Source organism: Streptomyces sp. NPDC127068, from assembly GCF_042724695.1.
Classification (GTDB): Bacteria; Actinomycetota; Actinomycetes; order Streptomycetales; family Streptomycetaceae; genus Streptomyces.
The window spans coordinates 1-15050 of the sequence record NZ_JBHXEN010000036.1 but is presented as its reverse complement, the minus strand read 5'-3'; the positions used below and the strand labels follow the sequence as shown (position 1 = coordinate 15050).

At 72.8% G+C, this 15050-nt stretch carries 15 protein-coding genes; 4 read left to right on the top strand and 11 right to left on the bottom strand.

Features of this window, described 5'->3' with window-relative positions; genetic code table 11:
- Positions 1-8: 8 nt before the first annotated feature.
- Entirely contained in the window at positions 9-1208 is a 1200-nt protein-coding gene (locus tag ACFWIA_RS22300) for an FAD-dependent monooxygenase (RefSeq protein WP_387007743.1), read from the bottom strand.
- A 79-nt stretch (positions 1209-1287) separates the two neighbouring features.
- Here ACFWIA_RS22300 and ACFWIA_RS22295 point away from each other — a divergent pair, with 79 nt between their 5' ends.
- Positions 1288-1920 (top strand): TetR/AcrR family transcriptional regulator, encoded by a 633-nt coding sequence (locus ACFWIA_RS22295; RefSeq protein ID WP_387007742.1) that lies wholly within the window; start codon positions 1288-1290, stop codon positions 1918-1920.
- 9 nt (positions 1921-1929) lie between these two features.
- Here ACFWIA_RS22295 and ACFWIA_RS22290 read toward each other — a convergent pair whose 3' ends face one another.
- The 6 genes from ACFWIA_RS22290 to ACFWIA_RS22265 form a co-directional block, all read right to left on the bottom strand.
- A complete protein-coding gene (locus tag ACFWIA_RS22290; RefSeq protein ID WP_387007740.1) occupies positions 1930-2445 on the bottom strand; it encodes a hypothetical protein in 516 nt (171 codons plus the stop codon).
- Between the two features lie 239 nt (positions 2446-2684).
- Entirely contained in the window at positions 2685-3368 is a 684-nt protein-coding gene (ung, locus tag ACFWIA_RS22285; RefSeq protein ID WP_387007738.1) for a uracil-DNA glycosylase, read from the bottom strand.
- A gap of 105 nt (positions 3369-3473) precedes the next feature.
- Positions 3474-5051, bottom strand: coding sequence for an ABC transporter substrate-binding protein (locus ACFWIA_RS22280; protein ID WP_387007737.1), 1578 nt, complete (start codon positions 5049-5051; stop codon positions 3474-3476).
- A gap of 255 nt (positions 5052-5306) precedes the next feature.
- A complete protein-coding gene (fabG, locus tag ACFWIA_RS22275; protein ID WP_387007735.1) occupies positions 5307-6068 on the bottom strand; it encodes a 3-oxoacyl-ACP reductase FabG in 762 nt (253 codons plus the stop codon).
- Positions 6069-6290: 222 nt separating this feature from the next.
- On the bottom strand, positions 6291-6674 hold the full coding sequence (locus ACFWIA_RS22270; protein ID WP_387007733.1) for a DUF3037 domain-containing protein: 384 nt from the start codon (positions 6672-6674) through the stop codon (positions 6291-6293).
- A complete protein-coding gene (locus ACFWIA_RS22265; protein ID WP_387007731.1) occupies positions 6671-7537 on the bottom strand; it encodes a HipA family kinase in 867 nt (288 codons plus the stop codon). The genes ACFWIA_RS22270 and ACFWIA_RS22265 overlap by 4 nt, the downstream gene beginning before the upstream one ends.
- A gap of 176 nt (positions 7538-7713) precedes the next feature.
- Between ACFWIA_RS22265 and ACFWIA_RS22260 the strand changes: the two genes are divergently transcribed.
- From ACFWIA_RS22260 to ACFWIA_RS22250, 3 genes are all read left to right on the top strand, one after another.
- Entirely contained in the window at positions 7714-8478 is a 765-nt protein-coding gene (locus ACFWIA_RS22260) for a helix-turn-helix domain-containing protein (RefSeq protein WP_387007729.1), read from the top strand.
- Between the two features lie 236 nt (positions 8479-8714).
- Positions 8715-9296, top strand: coding sequence for a peptidoglycan-binding protein (locus ACFWIA_RS22255; protein ID WP_385494738.1), 582 nt, complete (start codon positions 8715-8717; stop codon positions 9294-9296).
- A gap of 140 nt (positions 9297-9436) precedes the next feature.
- Positions 9437-10645, top strand: a complete 1209-nt coding sequence (locus ACFWIA_RS22250) for a hypothetical protein (protein ID WP_387007727.1) — start codon at positions 9437-9439, stop codon at positions 10643-10645.
- Between the two features lie 12 nt (positions 10646-10657).
- On the opposite strand, the gene ACFWIA_RS22245 is transcribed toward ACFWIA_RS22250, so the two are convergent.
- The 4 genes from ACFWIA_RS22245 to ACFWIA_RS22230 form a co-directional block, all read right to left on the bottom strand.
- A complete protein-coding gene (locus ACFWIA_RS22245) occupies positions 10658-11599 on the bottom strand; it encodes a GNAT family N-acetyltransferase (protein WP_387007725.1) in 942 nt (313 codons plus the stop codon).
- A 43-nt stretch (positions 11600-11642) separates the two neighbouring features.
- Entirely contained in the window at positions 11643-12716 is a 1074-nt protein-coding gene (locus ACFWIA_RS22240) for an alkene reductase (protein WP_387007723.1), read from the bottom strand.
- Positions 12717-12746: 30 nt separating this feature from the next.
- Positions 12747-13742, bottom strand: coding sequence for an LLM class flavin-dependent oxidoreductase (locus tag ACFWIA_RS22235; RefSeq protein WP_387007721.1), 996 nt, complete (start codon positions 13740-13742; stop codon positions 12747-12749).
- 214 nt (positions 13743-13956) lie between these two features.
- Entirely contained in the window at positions 13957-14721 is a 765-nt protein-coding gene (locus tag ACFWIA_RS22230) for a hypothetical protein (RefSeq protein WP_387007719.1), read from the bottom strand.
- Positions 14722-15050 lie beyond the last annotated feature (329 nt).

The window sequence follows — 15050 nt, the reverse complement described above, 5'->3', positions numbered from 1 at the left end:
GTCTCCGGCTATGTGGTGCGGGTGGGACCCTCGGAAGCATACGGGTCACCGGGCGGGTTCCAGTCGGCGATCCGGGTGAACCCCCGCAGCATCGCGTCGGGCATCAACTGCGAGGTCAGGGCCAGCGCCGCGGTGCGCAGCGCCACGGCGGGCCGGCTGCGGAGGGCGACCACCCGGGCGACACCCGCCGCCCTGCGGACGACCGCGCCGGTCCTCGGCAGCCGGTCGGCGGTGTACGCGGCGAGCGCGGATCGCAGATCGGCCGCGGGGTCCGCGTGGTGGGCCAGGACGATGCCGTCCTCGATGGCCTGGTTGCCGCCCTGGGCGAGCATCGGGGCCATCGCATGGGCCGCGTCACCGACGAGGACGACCCGGCCGCGGTGGAAGGCGGGCAGCGGGCTCGTCATGTGGTGGACGTCGTGACGCAGGACCGGGAGCCGGGCAGCCGCCCCGAGCAGGGCGGGCACCGGGTCGTGCCAGTCGGCGAACCGTCGCCGCAGTTCGGCGTGTTCGTCGGGGGCGGTCGCGCCTGCGGGGGCGAGGGCGGCGGCGTACGCGTAGACCCGGCCGTCGGCCAGCGGGTGTGCCCCCCACAGGGAGCCGCGCCCCCACGTCTCGTGGGGTGCGAAGGGCCGGCCGGGGGTGGGGGCGACGAACCGCCAGGTGGTGAACCCCGAGTAGCGGGGGCCCGGGTGCTCGGGGAAGAGGACCCGCCGGGTGGCGGAGCGGATGCCGTCGGCGGCGACGACCAGGTCGGCGTGGAGGTCTCCGTCCGGTGTGCGCACCACGGCTCGTGCGGCGCCGGGCGCCCCGGGTGCCACGAGTGCGGCGGGCGAGCCGGTGCGCAGCCGGTCCGGCGGCAGCTCGGCGGCGAGGCGGGCGATCAGGTCGGCGCGGTGCAGCAGCACCAGGGGCCCGCCGAAGCGTTCGGTCACGGCCTCGGCGTCCAGCCGGGTCAGCCAGCGCCCCCGGGGCGTGCGGAGCCCGCCCGAGCCCTGCCAGGCCGCGAGTGCCCGGATCTCGTCGCCGAGGCCGATGACGTCCAGTGCCCGTTGCCCGTTGGGGGCCAGGGCGATGCCCGCGCCGACGGGTTCGATCGAAGGGGCGCGTTCCAGCACGGTGACGTGCCAAGCGCGCCGGTGCAGGGCCACGGCGGTGGTGAGGCCACCGATTCCGCCCCCGAGGACGACTGCGTGCTGCTGTGACACGACCCCTCCGTCTACTACAGGCGTAGTGCTGGATTCCTCGAACGTACTACAGCTGTAGTGAAAGGGGTAGGTTGGGGCGGTGCCCGCATCCCACGCTTCGCCCGACCGCCGGCCCGCTCGCCCGTCCGGGGCACCGTCCGGTTCGGAGCGCGCCGCGCTCATCGCCGACACCGCGCTCGCCCTGTTGGCCGAACGCGGGATGCGCGGGCTGACCCACCGGGCGGTGGACGCGGCGGCCGGACTCCCCCAGGGTTCGACCTCCAACCACGCACGCACCCGACAGGCGCTGTTGGAGGTGGCGAACCACCGGCTCGCGGAACGTGAGGGGCGGGTCCTGAGGGTGCGGGAGCTGGCGGACCCCGCCGGTGGCGTCGAGGCGCTCGCCGAGGGCATGGCCCAGGCGCTGCACCGCTATCTGACGCACCACCGGGACCTGTTGGTGTGCCGCTACGAGCTGGCCCTGGAGGCCACCAGGCGCCCGGCGCTACGGCAGCTCTTCGACGACACGGGGCGACAGTTCCGGGAACCCCTCCTGGCCCTGGTCACCGCGCTCGGCTCGCCCGACCCCGCACGGCACGCACTGGCGCTGATCGCCTGGGCCGAGGGTGTGATGTTCTCCTACGTGGCCGGTTCGGCACACGCCCGGCCCGTCTCGTTGGAGGAGCTGCGGGCCGGGTGCCGGGAGCTCCTGACGGGCATGACGGCGCGTTAGGTCCGTGCGTTACGGCGCGGGCCGAACGGGCCCCGGGTCGGGGGGCGGGTCTCCGTCCAGCTGGCGGCCCAGCCGGACGATGGCCGACCGGACCGCCTCGCCGTGCGCGTCGCGGCCGAGCGCGTCCAGGGCTCCGCTCGACAGTCTCAGATGGCTGCGGGCGGCCTCCCGGCGACCGAGTCGCGCGTAGTCGGCCGCGAGGTTCAGGTGCAGCGTCGGGTAGAAGGCGCGGGCGGCCGGCGCCAGGGCGTGCGGCGGCACCCGGCCGTCGGCGAGTTCCTCGGCGGCGGACAGGGCCCGCAGGTCCCAGGCCAGTTCGGCCTCCGGGTCGTCCTGGGTGTCCGCCAGGTAGTGGGCGAGGGTGCAGCGGTGCAGCGGGTTCCCGTTCTCGACGATCTCCGCCCACAGGGCGAGGAAGCGGTCCCGGGCCTCCTCGCGGTCGCCTCCGTGGTGCAGCATGACGGCCTGCCCGATGCGGGTCATCGTGACCTCGTCCCGTGCTGACCGTTCCTGCGGTTCCGTCACCCTTGCCTCCGCCGTCCACCGGGTCGCCGCCATCGATCGGGCTCCGGCACACCGGGGGACCCGCCGGTCGACGCTAACCCGCCGCGGTCGCCGGTGCGGGGCAGGCGCGGGTGGCGTACGCACCGCTGGTCCATACGCACCGCTGGTCCAGAGGTGCCCTCCGCCGAGCGGGCCGGAGCCCGTGGGACGTGCCGGGACGCGGCCCCCCGAGAAGGGGGAGCCGCGCCCGGGACACGGCGTCAGCCCAGGTCGGGAATCCGCCAGTCGATCGGGGCGTGCCCCTGCTGGGCCACGGCCTCGTCGATCTGGGTGAAGGGCTGCGATCCGAAGAACTTCTTCGCGGACAGCGGGGACGGGTGGGCGCCCTTCACCACCACGTGCCGCTCCTGGTCGATGAGGGGCAGCTTCTTCTGGGCGTAGTTCCCCCACAGGACGAACACGGCCGGGTCCGGACGGTCGGCGACCGCGCGGATGACCGCGTCGGTGAACCGCTCCCAGCCCTTGCCCTTGTGGGAGTTGGCCTCGCCGGCCCGGACCGTCAGCACCGCGTTCAGGAGGAGCACTCCTTGGCGGGCCCAGGGCATCAGATAGCCGTTGTCCGGTACGGGGTGCCCCAGCTCCGCGTTCATCTCCTTGTAGATGTTCCGCAGCGAGGGCGGGGTCTTCACACCCGGCCGCACGGAGAAGCACAGGCCGTGCCCCTGGCCCTCACCGTGGTAGGGGTCCTGGCCCAGGATCAAGACCTTCACCTGGTCGTACGGGGTGGCCTCCAGTGCCGCGAAGACCTCGTCGCGCGGGGGGTAGACGGGGCCGTTCTCCCGCTCCCCCTCCACGAACTCGGTGAGCTCCTTGAAGTACGGCTTCCCCAGTTCCTCACCGAGGACGCCGCGCCAGGAGTCGGGCAGCAGAGCGGTGTCGGTCACGTGAACATCCTCCGGAATACGGTCATTCGGCGACCGTTCGCCACGGCCACCCCCACAACGACAGAACCTACCGGCCTCCACTGACAACGCGCGCCATTCCCGGTACTACCAGCTGGTTTTCCGACGCAGCTCCCACAGCAGCATGACCGTGGACGGATCGAGGGAACGCTCGCTCCCGGAGATCTCCTCGCTCGCCGCGACGTACTGCCGGCCCTGCCACAGCGGCAGCAGCCGGGCGTCGTCCACGAGGATCTGCTGGGCCCGCTCGAAGTCGGCGACCACGGCGGAGCGGTCCGCCTCGCGCCGGGACCGCGGCAGCAGCACGGAGGTGATCTCCGGCACCGGGTACGGGGTGCCGAGCGCGTTGCGTTCGCCGACGAAGGGGGCGATGAAGTTCTCGGGGTCAGGGAAGTCCGGGAACCAGCCCCGTCCGAAGACGGGGTACTCGCCCCTGCGGTACCCGGCCTCGTAGGTCTTCCAGGCACGGCTCTTCAGGGTGACCTCGAACAGTCCGGACTCCTCCAACTGGCTCGCGATCTCCCGGAAGGCGGGCTCGGTCATCGAACCGTACCGGTCGGTGGTGAACCACAGGTCGAGCGGTACCGGTTCGACGATGCCCGCGGCGGCGAGGAGGTCGGCGGCCCGGTCCGGGTCGGGGTCGCCGAAGTCGTCGAAGTACCCGGTGGTGTGGCCGGGCAGCCCGCTGGGGATCATGGAGTAGAGCGGGTCGACGGTGTCCTTGTAGACCTTGTGCGCGAGGGCGCTGCGGTCGATGATCTGGGCCACGGCCCGACGGACGGCGGTCTTGCGGGCCCACCGGTCCTCGGGGTTGAAGACGAGGTAGCTGATCTCGGTGCCGGCCCCCTCGACGAGTTGCACGCCGTCGTCGGGGTCGTTGCTCTGGAGCGCGATGACGTCCTCGGCGGCCAGTCCCCGGTAGGTGACGTCGATCTCCTCGTCGTGCAACGCCTGCACCATGGAGGCGGAGTCCTGGAAGTACCGGAGGGTCACCTCGTCGTTCTTGCGCTGCGCATAACCCCGGTAGTGGCCGTTCCTGACCAACCGGGCCCGTCGTCCCTCCTCGTAGGCGGCGAGGACGTAGGGGCCCGAGCCGGTGACCTCCTGCTCCGTGCGGAGCGCGTCGGCCGGGTACTCGCGCGGATCGACGATCGACATGGCGGGGGTCGCCAGGACGAACGGGAACGTCGCATCGGGCTGCCTGAGGCGGAAGACCACGGTCCGCTCGCCCCGCGTCTCCACCCGGTCCAGGCTGCCCAGCAGCCCCTTGGGGCCGCCGGGGACGTTGATCCGCACGATGCGGTCGATGCTGTGCTTGACCGCGCGGGCGTCGAGGGCGTCGCCGTCGGAGAAGCGGAGCCCCTCCTTGAGGGTGCAGGAGTAGCTGCGCTTCGACTCGTCCGTGAACGCGCACCGGGCCGCGTCGGGTTCGGGCTCGGAGGCGCCCGCCGGATAGCTGAGGAGGGTCTGGTAGACATTCCGGAACAGCTCCCAGGAACCGTCCCAGGACGCTGCCGGGTCCAGGGTGCTGGGAGCGCTGGTCGTTCCCACAGTGATCTTCTGATCGGCGCCCGAGGCACTCTCCGAAACGAACCCGCACCCGGCGACCACGCACATCGACACCACGGCCGCCACGTGCCGCACACACCGGAACCGGACGAACACGCGCACGCTCCTCGATCGGCTGAATCAGGGGGGCCGGCCGACCATATCGCAGCGTCTGCACAGAAGAACCGTCTCTGCACAGGGATGCCGATACCGATGCGATCACGCGGTTACGGGCGCGACGCACCACGTGCCCCGGGCTCCCGCGGACCGCCCGGCGCGGACCGCGAATAGGGCCCGCGGAGTCGACCGCGGGCAGGACCCGTCCGCGGTCGACACCCCCCGGCCGGCGCACGCCGGAGCGCGGCGGTCGGTTCAGTCGAGGGGACCTCCGGCCACGTACAGGACCTGGCCGGAGACGAACCCGGCCGCTTCGCCGGTGAAGAAGGCGATCGCACGGGCGATGTCCTCGGGACGCCCCACCCGTTGCACGGGGATCTGGGTCGCGGCGGCGGCCTGGAAGTCCTCGAAGCCCATCCCGACGCGCTCGGCGGTGGCCCTGGTCATGTCGGTGACGACGAATCCGGGAGCGACGGCGTTGGCGGTGACGCCGAACTTGCCGAGCTCGATGGCGAGGGTCTTGGTGAAGCCCTGGAGGCCGGCCTTGGCGGCGGCGTAGTTGGCCTGTCCCCGATTGCCGAGCGCGGACGACGAGGACAGGTTGACGATCCGGCCGAAGCCGGCGTCCACCATGTGCTTCTGACACGCCCTGGTCATCAGGAACGCCCCGCGCAGGTGCACGCCCAGGACGGTGTCCCAGTCGGCGGCGCTCATCTTGAAGAGCAGGTTGTCCCGCAGGACGCCCGCGTTGTTCACCAGGACGGTCGGCGCGCCCAGCTCCCCGGCGATGCGCTCCACGGCGGCCCCGACCTGTGCCTCGTCCGTGACGTCGCAGCCCACGGCGAGGGCCCGGCCGCCCGCGTCGACGATCTGCGCGACGGTGTCCGCGCACCCGGCCTCGTCGAGGTCCAGCACGGCGACGGCCCGGCCCTCGGCGGCCAGCCGTACGGCCGTCGCGGCACCGATGCCCCGGGCCGCGCCGGTCACCACGGCCACGCGCTGTTCAGTGGTGGACATGCACACTCCTCGTCCTCGGGACGGCCTCGCCGTACGCCGTGCAGCGGGCCGCCACGGCCGGCCCGGGCGACCCGGCGCCACCCCGGAAGGGGTGAGCTACCGCTCAGTACTGTCGGCGGACGTGACGCTAGAAGCCCCGGCACCCGGTGTCAACGGCATCGGGCGCGACACCGCCCGGACCGGCTCCCGACGGGCCGGCCGCTCCCCCGACGGACCGGGGCGTCAGCGCACCAGCGTCTCCACCAGCCGCTCCAACTCGGCCCGTGGATCGGCCGTCAGTCCGGTGTGCACGGGGCCCGGTTGCACCACGGTGGACCTCGGTGCGACGAGCCAGCGGAACCGGCGCCCCGCGTCGTCGCGCGCTGCCTGGCCCGCCGCCTCGCCGCCCGCGCACACCTGCTCCACGGCCCGCAACGCGGCCCGCACCCCGGCCAGGTCGACCGCCGGGTCCAGGGCGAGGAGGCGCGTCTCGTCCAGCTGCGTGCGGGCGGCCACGAACGACCGGGCGCGGCAGTACACGACGACCCCCGCATTGATCAGTTCCCCGCGTTCCACCCGGGGCACCACCCGCAGCAGGGCGTACTCGAAGACGTCCCCCGCGCTCATCGGCCGACCCCCTCGGAGGCGGTCGCCCCGGGGGTCGTCGCCTCGGGGGTCGTCGCCTCGGGGGTCGTCACCGACCAACCCGCCGGGCGTCCGGCCAGACGTGGATCGGGCGGACCGAGGGTGATGCGCCGGTGGACGTCCGGCGCACGGGACAGCAGCGCCGCCACATAGGCGTCCCGCACGGCGTCGGGGCCGTCGAAGCCCTCCTCGCCGACCAGCCAGGCGTCCGGAACGCCGGCGGCCACCTCGTGCAGCAGCTCCGCGGTGACCAGCGGGGCCAACTCCGCCGCGGCGGACACCACGTCGGGGGCGAAGGGGGCGAGTGCGTGCTCCGTCGCGTCGTAGGGCCGGGCCGTCGACGCGCTGACGGTCGGCCAGTTGTGGTGCCAGATCATGCTGGCGCCGTGGTCGATGAGCCACAGGTCGCCGTGCCAGACGAGCAGATTGGGGTTGCGCCAGGACCGGTCGACGTTGTTCACGAGTGCGTCGAACCACACGATCCGTCCGGCCTCCCCGGCGTCGACCGTGTAGGCCAGGGCGTCGAACCCGAGGGCGCCCGACAGGTACGCCATGCCGAGGTTGGGTCCGCCGCTGGCCTTCAGGAGGCCCTGCACCTCGGGGTCGGGTTCGCCGAGGCCGAGCACCGGGTCCAGGGCGAGCACGACGAGTTCGGGGACCCGCAGCCCGAGCCGCCGTGCCAACAGCCCGCACAGCACCTCGGCGACGAGGGTCTTGCGCCCCTGCCCGGCACCGGTGAACTTCATCGCGTACGTACCGAGGTCGTCGGCCTCGACGAGTCCCGGGAGCGAGCCGCCTTCCCGCAGGGGCGTGATGTAACGGGTCGCTGTGACTTCTGTCAGCATTTCCCCAGGCTATACGGCGCAGCTCCCTGCGAATCCGCAGACCGATGCGCACCCCTTCCGCCGGGCGGGTCACGCCCCGAGGAGCCTCGGGACCCGGTCCCGGCCGGATGGGGGCCGATCGGCCGAGCCTACACTTCGGGTGTCGCTGTTCGACCTTGCGGAAGTTGGGGGATTCGTTGGACGAGACACACCCGGAGGACGGACCCCCACCGGGACCCGCGTCGCCCGCCATCCACCCGGACGACGAGTTCATCACCCCGACGGGGCATCCCCTGCACGTCCACGCCTACCACCAGTTCCTGTGGGTTTCGAGCGGGGAGATCGCCGTCAACGCGGTGGGCGAGGAGCACGGGCTGTCGCGGTCGGTGGCCCTGTGGATACCCGCCGGCGTCCCGCACAGTGCGCGCTTCGGCACCGACTCCGTCATCGCGGTGGAGGTCTTCTACGCCTCCTCGTTCCGCCTCCCCTTCCGGCGGGTCACCACCCTGAACACGACGAACGACCAGCGCCACCTGCTGCTCGCCCGCATGCGCAGCAGCACCGGACCCGACAACCCCGACGTGTTCTCCGCACTGACCGCCTGCCGCGCCAACCGTCTGCCACTGCCCCAGCCCACCGGGCTGGCCACGTCCTACGTGGCACAAGAACTGGCCAGGACACCGAGCGACGCCAGGACCGCGACCGAATGGGCCCAGGCGACCTACACGAACTCGACCAGTCTGCGCCGCGCGTTCCGGGCCGAGACCGGCCTGCCCCTGTCGGAGTGGCGGACCCGGCTGCGCCTCAACCACTCCCTGACGCTCCTGGAGCAGGGGCACCTGGTGTCCGCGGTCGCGGCGTGGGTGGGGTTCAGCACCAACGGCTACATCCTCGCGTTCCGCCGGTACTTCGGCCAGACGCCCGGTACCTACGTCAGGAACTGGGAGAACGAACTGGCTTGAGCGACGGTCCCTCCAACACCCCAGCCGGGCCCGGCACTTCCCCCCGGGAAAGCGTTACCGGCGCTTGTTGGCCCGCGCCTTCCGAGTTGTATGCGCGCCGCGGCGGCTTCGTAGATTGACATCGCGTCGGGTGACCCCGGCGGCCCGTCGCCAGACGTGCGCCGCGCCGAGGCGGTCACCCGCGAGAGCCCCGGCCGTTCGAGGCAGGGCCGAGACCGAGCGAAGCAAGGGAACCCATGAACTTCTCCAGCACCCGGCTCAGGACCGCCGCATCCGCCATCGCGGCGCTGACGGCGGCGGTGATCGGCATGAGCGCCACCCCCGCCTCGGCGGCGACCGGCGGCACCTACACCGGTCTGCCCTTCATCAACGGTGGTGGCCACTACCGTGACGACTGGAGCGACGAGGGCATCCTGTCGGTCAACCCCTACGCCGGCCACGCCCGTTCCAACGCCACCTGCCTGTGGCAGCGCATCCTGCACCTCCACGGGCTGCTGGAGCTCAGGGAGGTGGACGGGATCTTCGGCCAGAAGACGGCCAACGCCACGAAGCAGTTCCAACAGCTCATGTGGCTGTCGGCGGACGGAGCGGTCGGCAAGGACACCTTCAACAAGGCCGGGGCGGGCGCGTTCCGGGACTACGGGATCACCTACGTGAGCGGCGACTACAACACGAACGGCGCGATCGTCCAGCTGCGCTACCAGGGGGACAGCACCAACAGCTTCCCCATGGTCCGTACCGGGTCCGGCCACTACCTCTTCCCCGACCGCAACGGGGTCATGAGGGCCGCCTCCTACGACTACCTCACCTGCAGCTGACCCACCGACGGCAGCGGTGCCGGTCGTTCGGGAACTCAAGATCGCCCGCGGACAGCAACAGGTGACGCGACGCGTCCCGGGCCGTGTCGCACGGCCCGGGACGCGTCGTACCACCGAACGTCCCCGTGAAAGGCCCGAGCATGACCGCAACCCACCCGACCCGCCCCCGCCGGACCGTGCGCACCCTGTGCGCCGCCGTCGCGGTGGTCGTGTCGGCCACCCCCGCGTACGCGAACCCGGCGCCGTCCGGAGTCGAGCCGCGCGGCACGTGGACCACGTCGCAGCTGACCGAGACCGACGCCCACGCCTTCGCCGTCACGCGTCCCGACGCCCACACCACCTGGGCGGCGGGCATCCGCTCCGAACGGGAGGGCGAGCGCTATCCGCGCACGGTCCCGACCCTCTGGGAGCGCGACGACCGGACGGGCGGCCACTGGAAGCCGCTGCCGACCGCGTCCCTACCCGGCTCGTACGACGTCCGCTTCAACGACGTCGACGCGTCCTCGCCGCGCAACGCCCTGGTCGTCAGCGACTACGTCCAGGAAGCCGGCGGGATCATCACCCAGCGCTGGGACGGCAGGGCGTGGAAGACCGCCACGGCGCCCGTCCCCGCGCAGACCATGACCGCCGGGTTCCTCTCCGTCGACGCCCGCGACGCCCGGGACGCCTGGGCCGCGGGCTGGTCCTCCGTTCCCGATCCCGAGCACGTGGTCAAGGTGGTCGGGGAACTCCAGCACTGGGACGGCAAGCGGTGGACACCTGCGGTGCTCCCGGACGTCGGGGAGGGACCCGGCGGCAACTGGACCCTCTCCGGCGTCACGGCACGCGCGCACGACGACGTGTGGGCGGTGGGCGAGGCGTTCAACGAAGCCTGGTCGCGGCCGGTCCTGCTCCACTACGACGGCACCGCCTGGCGCAAGGCCCCCGCGCCCGACCTCGGCGCGGAGCGGGTGCGGTTGAACGGCGTGGCGTCCGGGCCGCACGGCGAGGCGTGGGCCGTCGGCCGGGCCAAGGCGCCGGGCGCTGCGGCCCGCGGTCTGGTGCTGCGGCTGAGCGGGGGCACCTGGACGGAGGTGCCGCTGCCCCGGGGCGTCGCTCCGCTGCGGTCGGTGACCGTCAGCGGCGGCCACCCCGTGGTCCTCGCCGAAGGCGGAGGACCGGTGGCGCCGAAGGCGCTGGAGCGCACCGGATCGACCTGGAAGTCGCTGAACCTGCACGCGACCGGGGGCGCGGAGTTCGCCGCGGTGGACATCGCGGCGCGCGGGCGGACCTTCGACGTGGCGGGCAAGTTCCCGGGACCGGACACCGACCCCGTCGGCCCGGCCGTGGTGGTCACCTCGCGCCGCTGAACCGACCGGCCGTCAGGTCTTGATGAGCGGCGCGTCCCGGGAGAGTTCCCGGAACCCGACGCCGTAGTACAGCCCGCGTGCCTGGGGGTGCCCCGGCGCCCCCAGGCACGCGACCGTCATGCGGGCGGCTCCGGCCGCGCGGGCCAGCCCCATCCCGTGCAGCAGCATCGCCCGGCCCAGCCCCAGCCGCCGGTAGTCGGGATGCGTCCCGACGGGCTCGAACTCGGCGGTCCGGTTGGCCTCGTCGAGCCACATGATCGTCGAGGAGGCCATCGTGCCGTCCGGCGCCTCCACGAGGACGTGCAGGTCATCGCGGTACCCCGCCGTCAGTCGGACGCCCTCGTAGCTCTCGGCCGTGTACGTCGAGGGGGCCCAGGCGTCCTGGTGGGCCCGGACCGCGGCCTCGGGCCCGGCCTCGTCGGCGGTGCGGAACCGGAACCCGTCCGGCAGGAGGGGCCGTTCCAGCTCGGTGAGGTCCCGCTCGTTGAGCTGGGTCCAGGAACCGGTGTCGCCGAGCGCGGCCGGGTCGGTCGCGTAGCCGTGTGCCGCCCACCGCTCCAGGGCGTACCCGTCGGCGGCGCTCGGCACCACCGTGCGCTCGACGTTGCCGGCCACGCCCTCGTACCCGTCGATCACCTCGTCCACCAGCCCGGGGTGGTCGGGGTGCACCTGGTACGCCAGATAGGCGTCGGTGACCTCCCGCACCGACCCGTCGCTGCGCCGTACCCGGTACGGCAGGAAGGCCCAGCCCCACGCCACCAGGTCACCGTCGGAGAACCACAGTCGGCGGCGCCAACCCGCGCTGTGGGCGGCCTGCCCCTTGCCCCAGTTCCAGGCCAGCTCGCCGAAGCTCGCATCGGCGTTCACCAGGTCGCGGCGAACGGCGGTGACGCGCTGCGCCAGGCCCTGCATCAGTCGTACGTCGGCGGCCGTCAAGGGTGCGAAGTCCGTCATGGTGCGTCACCATGCCAGGGTCCTCCGGTGCCGTCGATTCAATTTACGGGCCGGCGAGGGTGGGGTAGTCGGTGTACCCGTGGGCTCCCCCGCCGTAGAAACCCGCACGGCGCACTGCGTTGAGGGGTGCGCCGATGCGGCAGCGGGCGACCAGGTCGGGGTTGGCGAGGAAGTCCCGGCCGAAGGAGACGAGGTCCGCGCCGTGCGCGAGGGAGTGTGCGGCGGCCTCCGGTCTGTCCCGGTCGGCCGGGAGCGGGGTGACCATCAGCGCGGTGGGCCACCGTTCCCGTACCGCGCGGTCCAGTTCGGTGCCCGTCTCGCCGTGGTGGAGGTACGCGATCCCCAGCGGGGCGAGGGCGCGGACGAGGGCCGTGTAGGTGGCGTACGGGTCGGCTTCCGTCAGATCGCCGAACGGGTGGGACGGCGAGATGCGCACTCCGACGCGGTGCGGGCCGATGGCCTCGGCCACCGCCTCGGTGATCGCGACGGTGAGACGGATGCGCCCCTCGGCGTCCCCGCCCCAGCGGTCCGTGCGGAGGTTGGCGTTCTCGGCGAGGAACTGGTGGAGCAGATAGCCGTTGGCGGCGTGGACCTCCACCCCGTCGAGCCCGGCGGCGACCGCCCGGCCCGCGGAGCGGCCGAAGCCGTCGATCAGCTCCTCGATCCCGGCGGCGGTGAGGGCGGTCGGGAGCACGGCCGGCGCCCGGCCGCCGGAGGTGTGGACGAGGGCCCGGGCGGCGACCGCCGAGGGGGCGACCGGACGGGCCCCCGCGGGCAGGAAGTCCGGGTGGGCCAGCCGCCCCGCGTGCATGAGTTGGACGAAGAGGCGTCCGCCGGCCGCGTGCACCCCGTCCGCGATCCGCGCCCAGCCGTCCTGGTGCGCATCGGTGAACAGGCCCGGCGCGTCGGGACCGATGGCCCCGACCGCGAGCGGATGGGTGCCCTCGGCCACGATCAGCCCCGCCGACGCGCGCTGCGCGTAGTAGTCCGCCATCAGAGTGCCGGGAGTGCCGTCGACGGCTGCGCGGGCACGGCTCATCGGCGCCATGACCATGCGGTTGGGCAGAGTGAGGTCACCGAGGCGGACGGGTTCGAAGAGGGCGGTGGGCGCGTGCACGACGGGTCCTTTCGTGGGTGCGGGGGGTGGTCAGGGCTGCCAGGTCTCGGCGAGCAGTTCGTACGAGCGCAGCCGGGCGTCGAAGTCCCACGCCTCGCTGACGAGCATCAGTTCGTCGGCGTCCGTGCGGTCGACGAGGTCCTCCAGCCCGCGGCGTACGGTGTGCGGCGCGCCGATGAAGGACTCGGCCAGCATGGCGTTCACCATCCGTGCCTCCTGCGGGGCCCATACGGCGTCGATGTCGTCGACCGGCGGGAGGAACTCCATGCCGCCCCGGAAGTGGGTGAGGAACTTCTGCTGCATCGTGCTGAAGATCCGTACGGCTGCGTCGTCGGTGTCGGCGACGACCGCGTTGGCCGCGACGACGGCGTACGGCCGTGCCAGGGCCGCCGAGGGGCGGAAGGTGGCACGGTAGAGGTCCAGTGCGGTGCCCAGTTGCTCGGGTGCGAAGTGGGAGGCGAAGACGAAGGGCAGGCCCTCCCGGGCGGCGAGGGCCGCGCCGAAGGAACTGGAACCCAGGACGTAGACGGGCAGTTCGACGCCCTCACCGGGGATCGCGCGGACCTTGCACTCCGGGCTGCCGGGAGCGAGGTACCCGCGGAGTTCGGCCAACTGCTCGGGGAAGTCCGCGCCGCTCGGGTGCTCGCGCCGCAGGGCGCGGGTGGTCCAGGGGTCGGTTCCGGGGGCCCGGCCGAGTCCGAGGTCGATGCGGCCCGGGTGGTAGGTGGCGAGGGTGCCGAACTGCTCGGCGACCACGTACGGGGCGTGGTTGGGGAGCATGACGCCGCCCGAGCCGACCCTGATCCGGTCGGTGGCCGCGGCGACCCGGCCGATGATGATCGAGGTCGCGGAGCTGGCCATCGCCGCGGTGTTGTGGTGCTCGGAGATCCAGAAGCGTCGGTATCCGTACGCCTCGGCGGCGCGGGCCAACGCGACGGTGTTCTCCAACGCCTCGGCGGCGGGCCGACCCTTGCGGATCGGGGAGAGGTCGAGGACGGAGAGCGGGGTGTCGGAGTAGCGGGTCATGACGGTTCTCTCGCGGTGGGCGCGGGCCGGGGTGGTCCCCGCGCGGGGGTGGTGGGGTCGGGGCCCGCCCGGTTCCGGGGACGGAGGGCGGGCCGTGTTCGGTGGTCGGCTGCGACGGACTCCGGACGGCCCCGGCCGGAGATCCGGCGGAGGGGCCACCCGGCCGGAACCGTGGGAGGTTCCGGCCGGGTGCCCGTTCCTGCCGGTGACCGGGTCAGATCTGCGGCGTCGGGTGCGGCGGGGACACGTCGAAGGACGAGTGCGCCCCGCCCAGCGCCCGGGACTCCGGCAGCCAGGACGAGATGATCAGGCTGGTCCGGTCCATCAGCTGCTCGGTGCCGAGCTGCGCGGGCAGGAAGCGGCCGAAGGCGTCCAGGCGCTCCAGGTGCTCCAGCCCCTTGGAGACGGCGACGGACTGATCGGCGTCACCGGCCTTCTCGGCGACGGTGAGGATGCCGATCTGCTTCTCCTCCGGCTGGAACATCAGCCAGACGCTGGACAGGCCCTGCTGCTCGGCCTCGTCACGGATGGTCGGCCAGACCTCCGCCAGCAGCTGCTCGACGTTCTCGTCCGTGTAGGAGTAGCGCTCGAACCGGTTGATGTGGTGGGCGGTGGCCATCGGCTTGAAGTCGTGCGCGCCGGTGACCTTCCAGTAGTGCTTGTCCACGCCGGGGAAGCGCGACCAGAACTTCACGCCGGGCTCCGGGAAGAGCTCCTCGTTGGTGAAGTGGTCGTAGTCGAGGACGTTCTCCCAGGTGTCGAAGAGGTAGCGCCCGCCGATGTACTTGACGCCGGTGGCCGGGTCGAAGCGGAGCGGGGTGTACTTGTGGCGCATGCCGGGGCGGATGTCCATGTGGGGGCGCTCGCGCTCCAACATGTCGACGAGGTCCTGGGTGGAGTAGCGGTCGTCCAGGGGGAAGTCGGAGGTGAAGGCCGCTTCCGCCGTGATCGGGCCGGTCTCGTAACCGCGGACGTCCATGGGGGTTTCCTCTCTCACTGCGTGTTGCCGCTCCCCGGGTCGGGTGCCCCCGCTCGTGGCGGGCCCCGCCGTGACACCGGCGGGGCGGGGAGGTCTGATCGGGCGCCGGCCCCGTCCGGGGCGGCGCAAAGACCCGCGGCGCTCGGCCCTGGGGCCGTCGTGTGCCGTGCGGCCGGTTCGAGGGGCCGCGGACCCACCGGGCTCCCCCGCGTCCGGCCCGTCGACCCCGGCCGGCCCGCGGCCCCCCCCCGGGTTCGCGCCCCCCCCCGTTAAACACAACCCCCCCCCCCGGGATGTGTGGTAACAATCACAACAAAAACACACACTGC

Coding starts and splice junctions, on each gene's coding strand:
- ACFWIA_RS22255 (WP_385494738.1), top strand. CDS start 8,715: ATGAACTTCTCCAGCACCCGGCTCAGGACCGCCGCATCCGCCATCGCG.
- ACFWIA_RS22245 (WP_387007725.1), bottom strand. CDS start 11,599: ATGACGGACTTCGCACCCTTGACGGCCGCCGACGTACGACTGATGCAG.
- ACFWIA_RS22235 (WP_387007721.1), bottom strand. CDS start 13,742: ATGACCCGCTACTCCGACACCCCGCTCTCCGTCCTCGACCTCTCCCCG.
- ACFWIA_RS22230 (WP_387007719.1), bottom strand. CDS start 14,721: ATGGACGTCCGCGGTTACGAGACCGGCCCGATCACGGCGGAAGCGGCC.
- ACFWIA_RS22265 (WP_387007731.1), bottom strand. CDS start 7,537: ATGCTGACAGAAGTCACAGCGACCCGTTACATCACGCCCCTGCGGGAA.
- ACFWIA_RS22270 (WP_387007733.1), bottom strand. CDS start 6,674: ATGAGCGCGGGGGACGTCTTCGAGTACGCCCTGCTGCGGGTGGTGCCC.
- ACFWIA_RS22250 (WP_387007727.1), top strand. CDS start 9,437: ATGACCGCAACCCACCCGACCCGCCCCCGCCGGACCGTGCGCACCCTG.
- fabG (WP_387007735.1), bottom strand. CDS start 6,068: ATGTCCACCACTGAACAGCGCGTGGCCGTGGTGACCGGCGCGGCCCGG.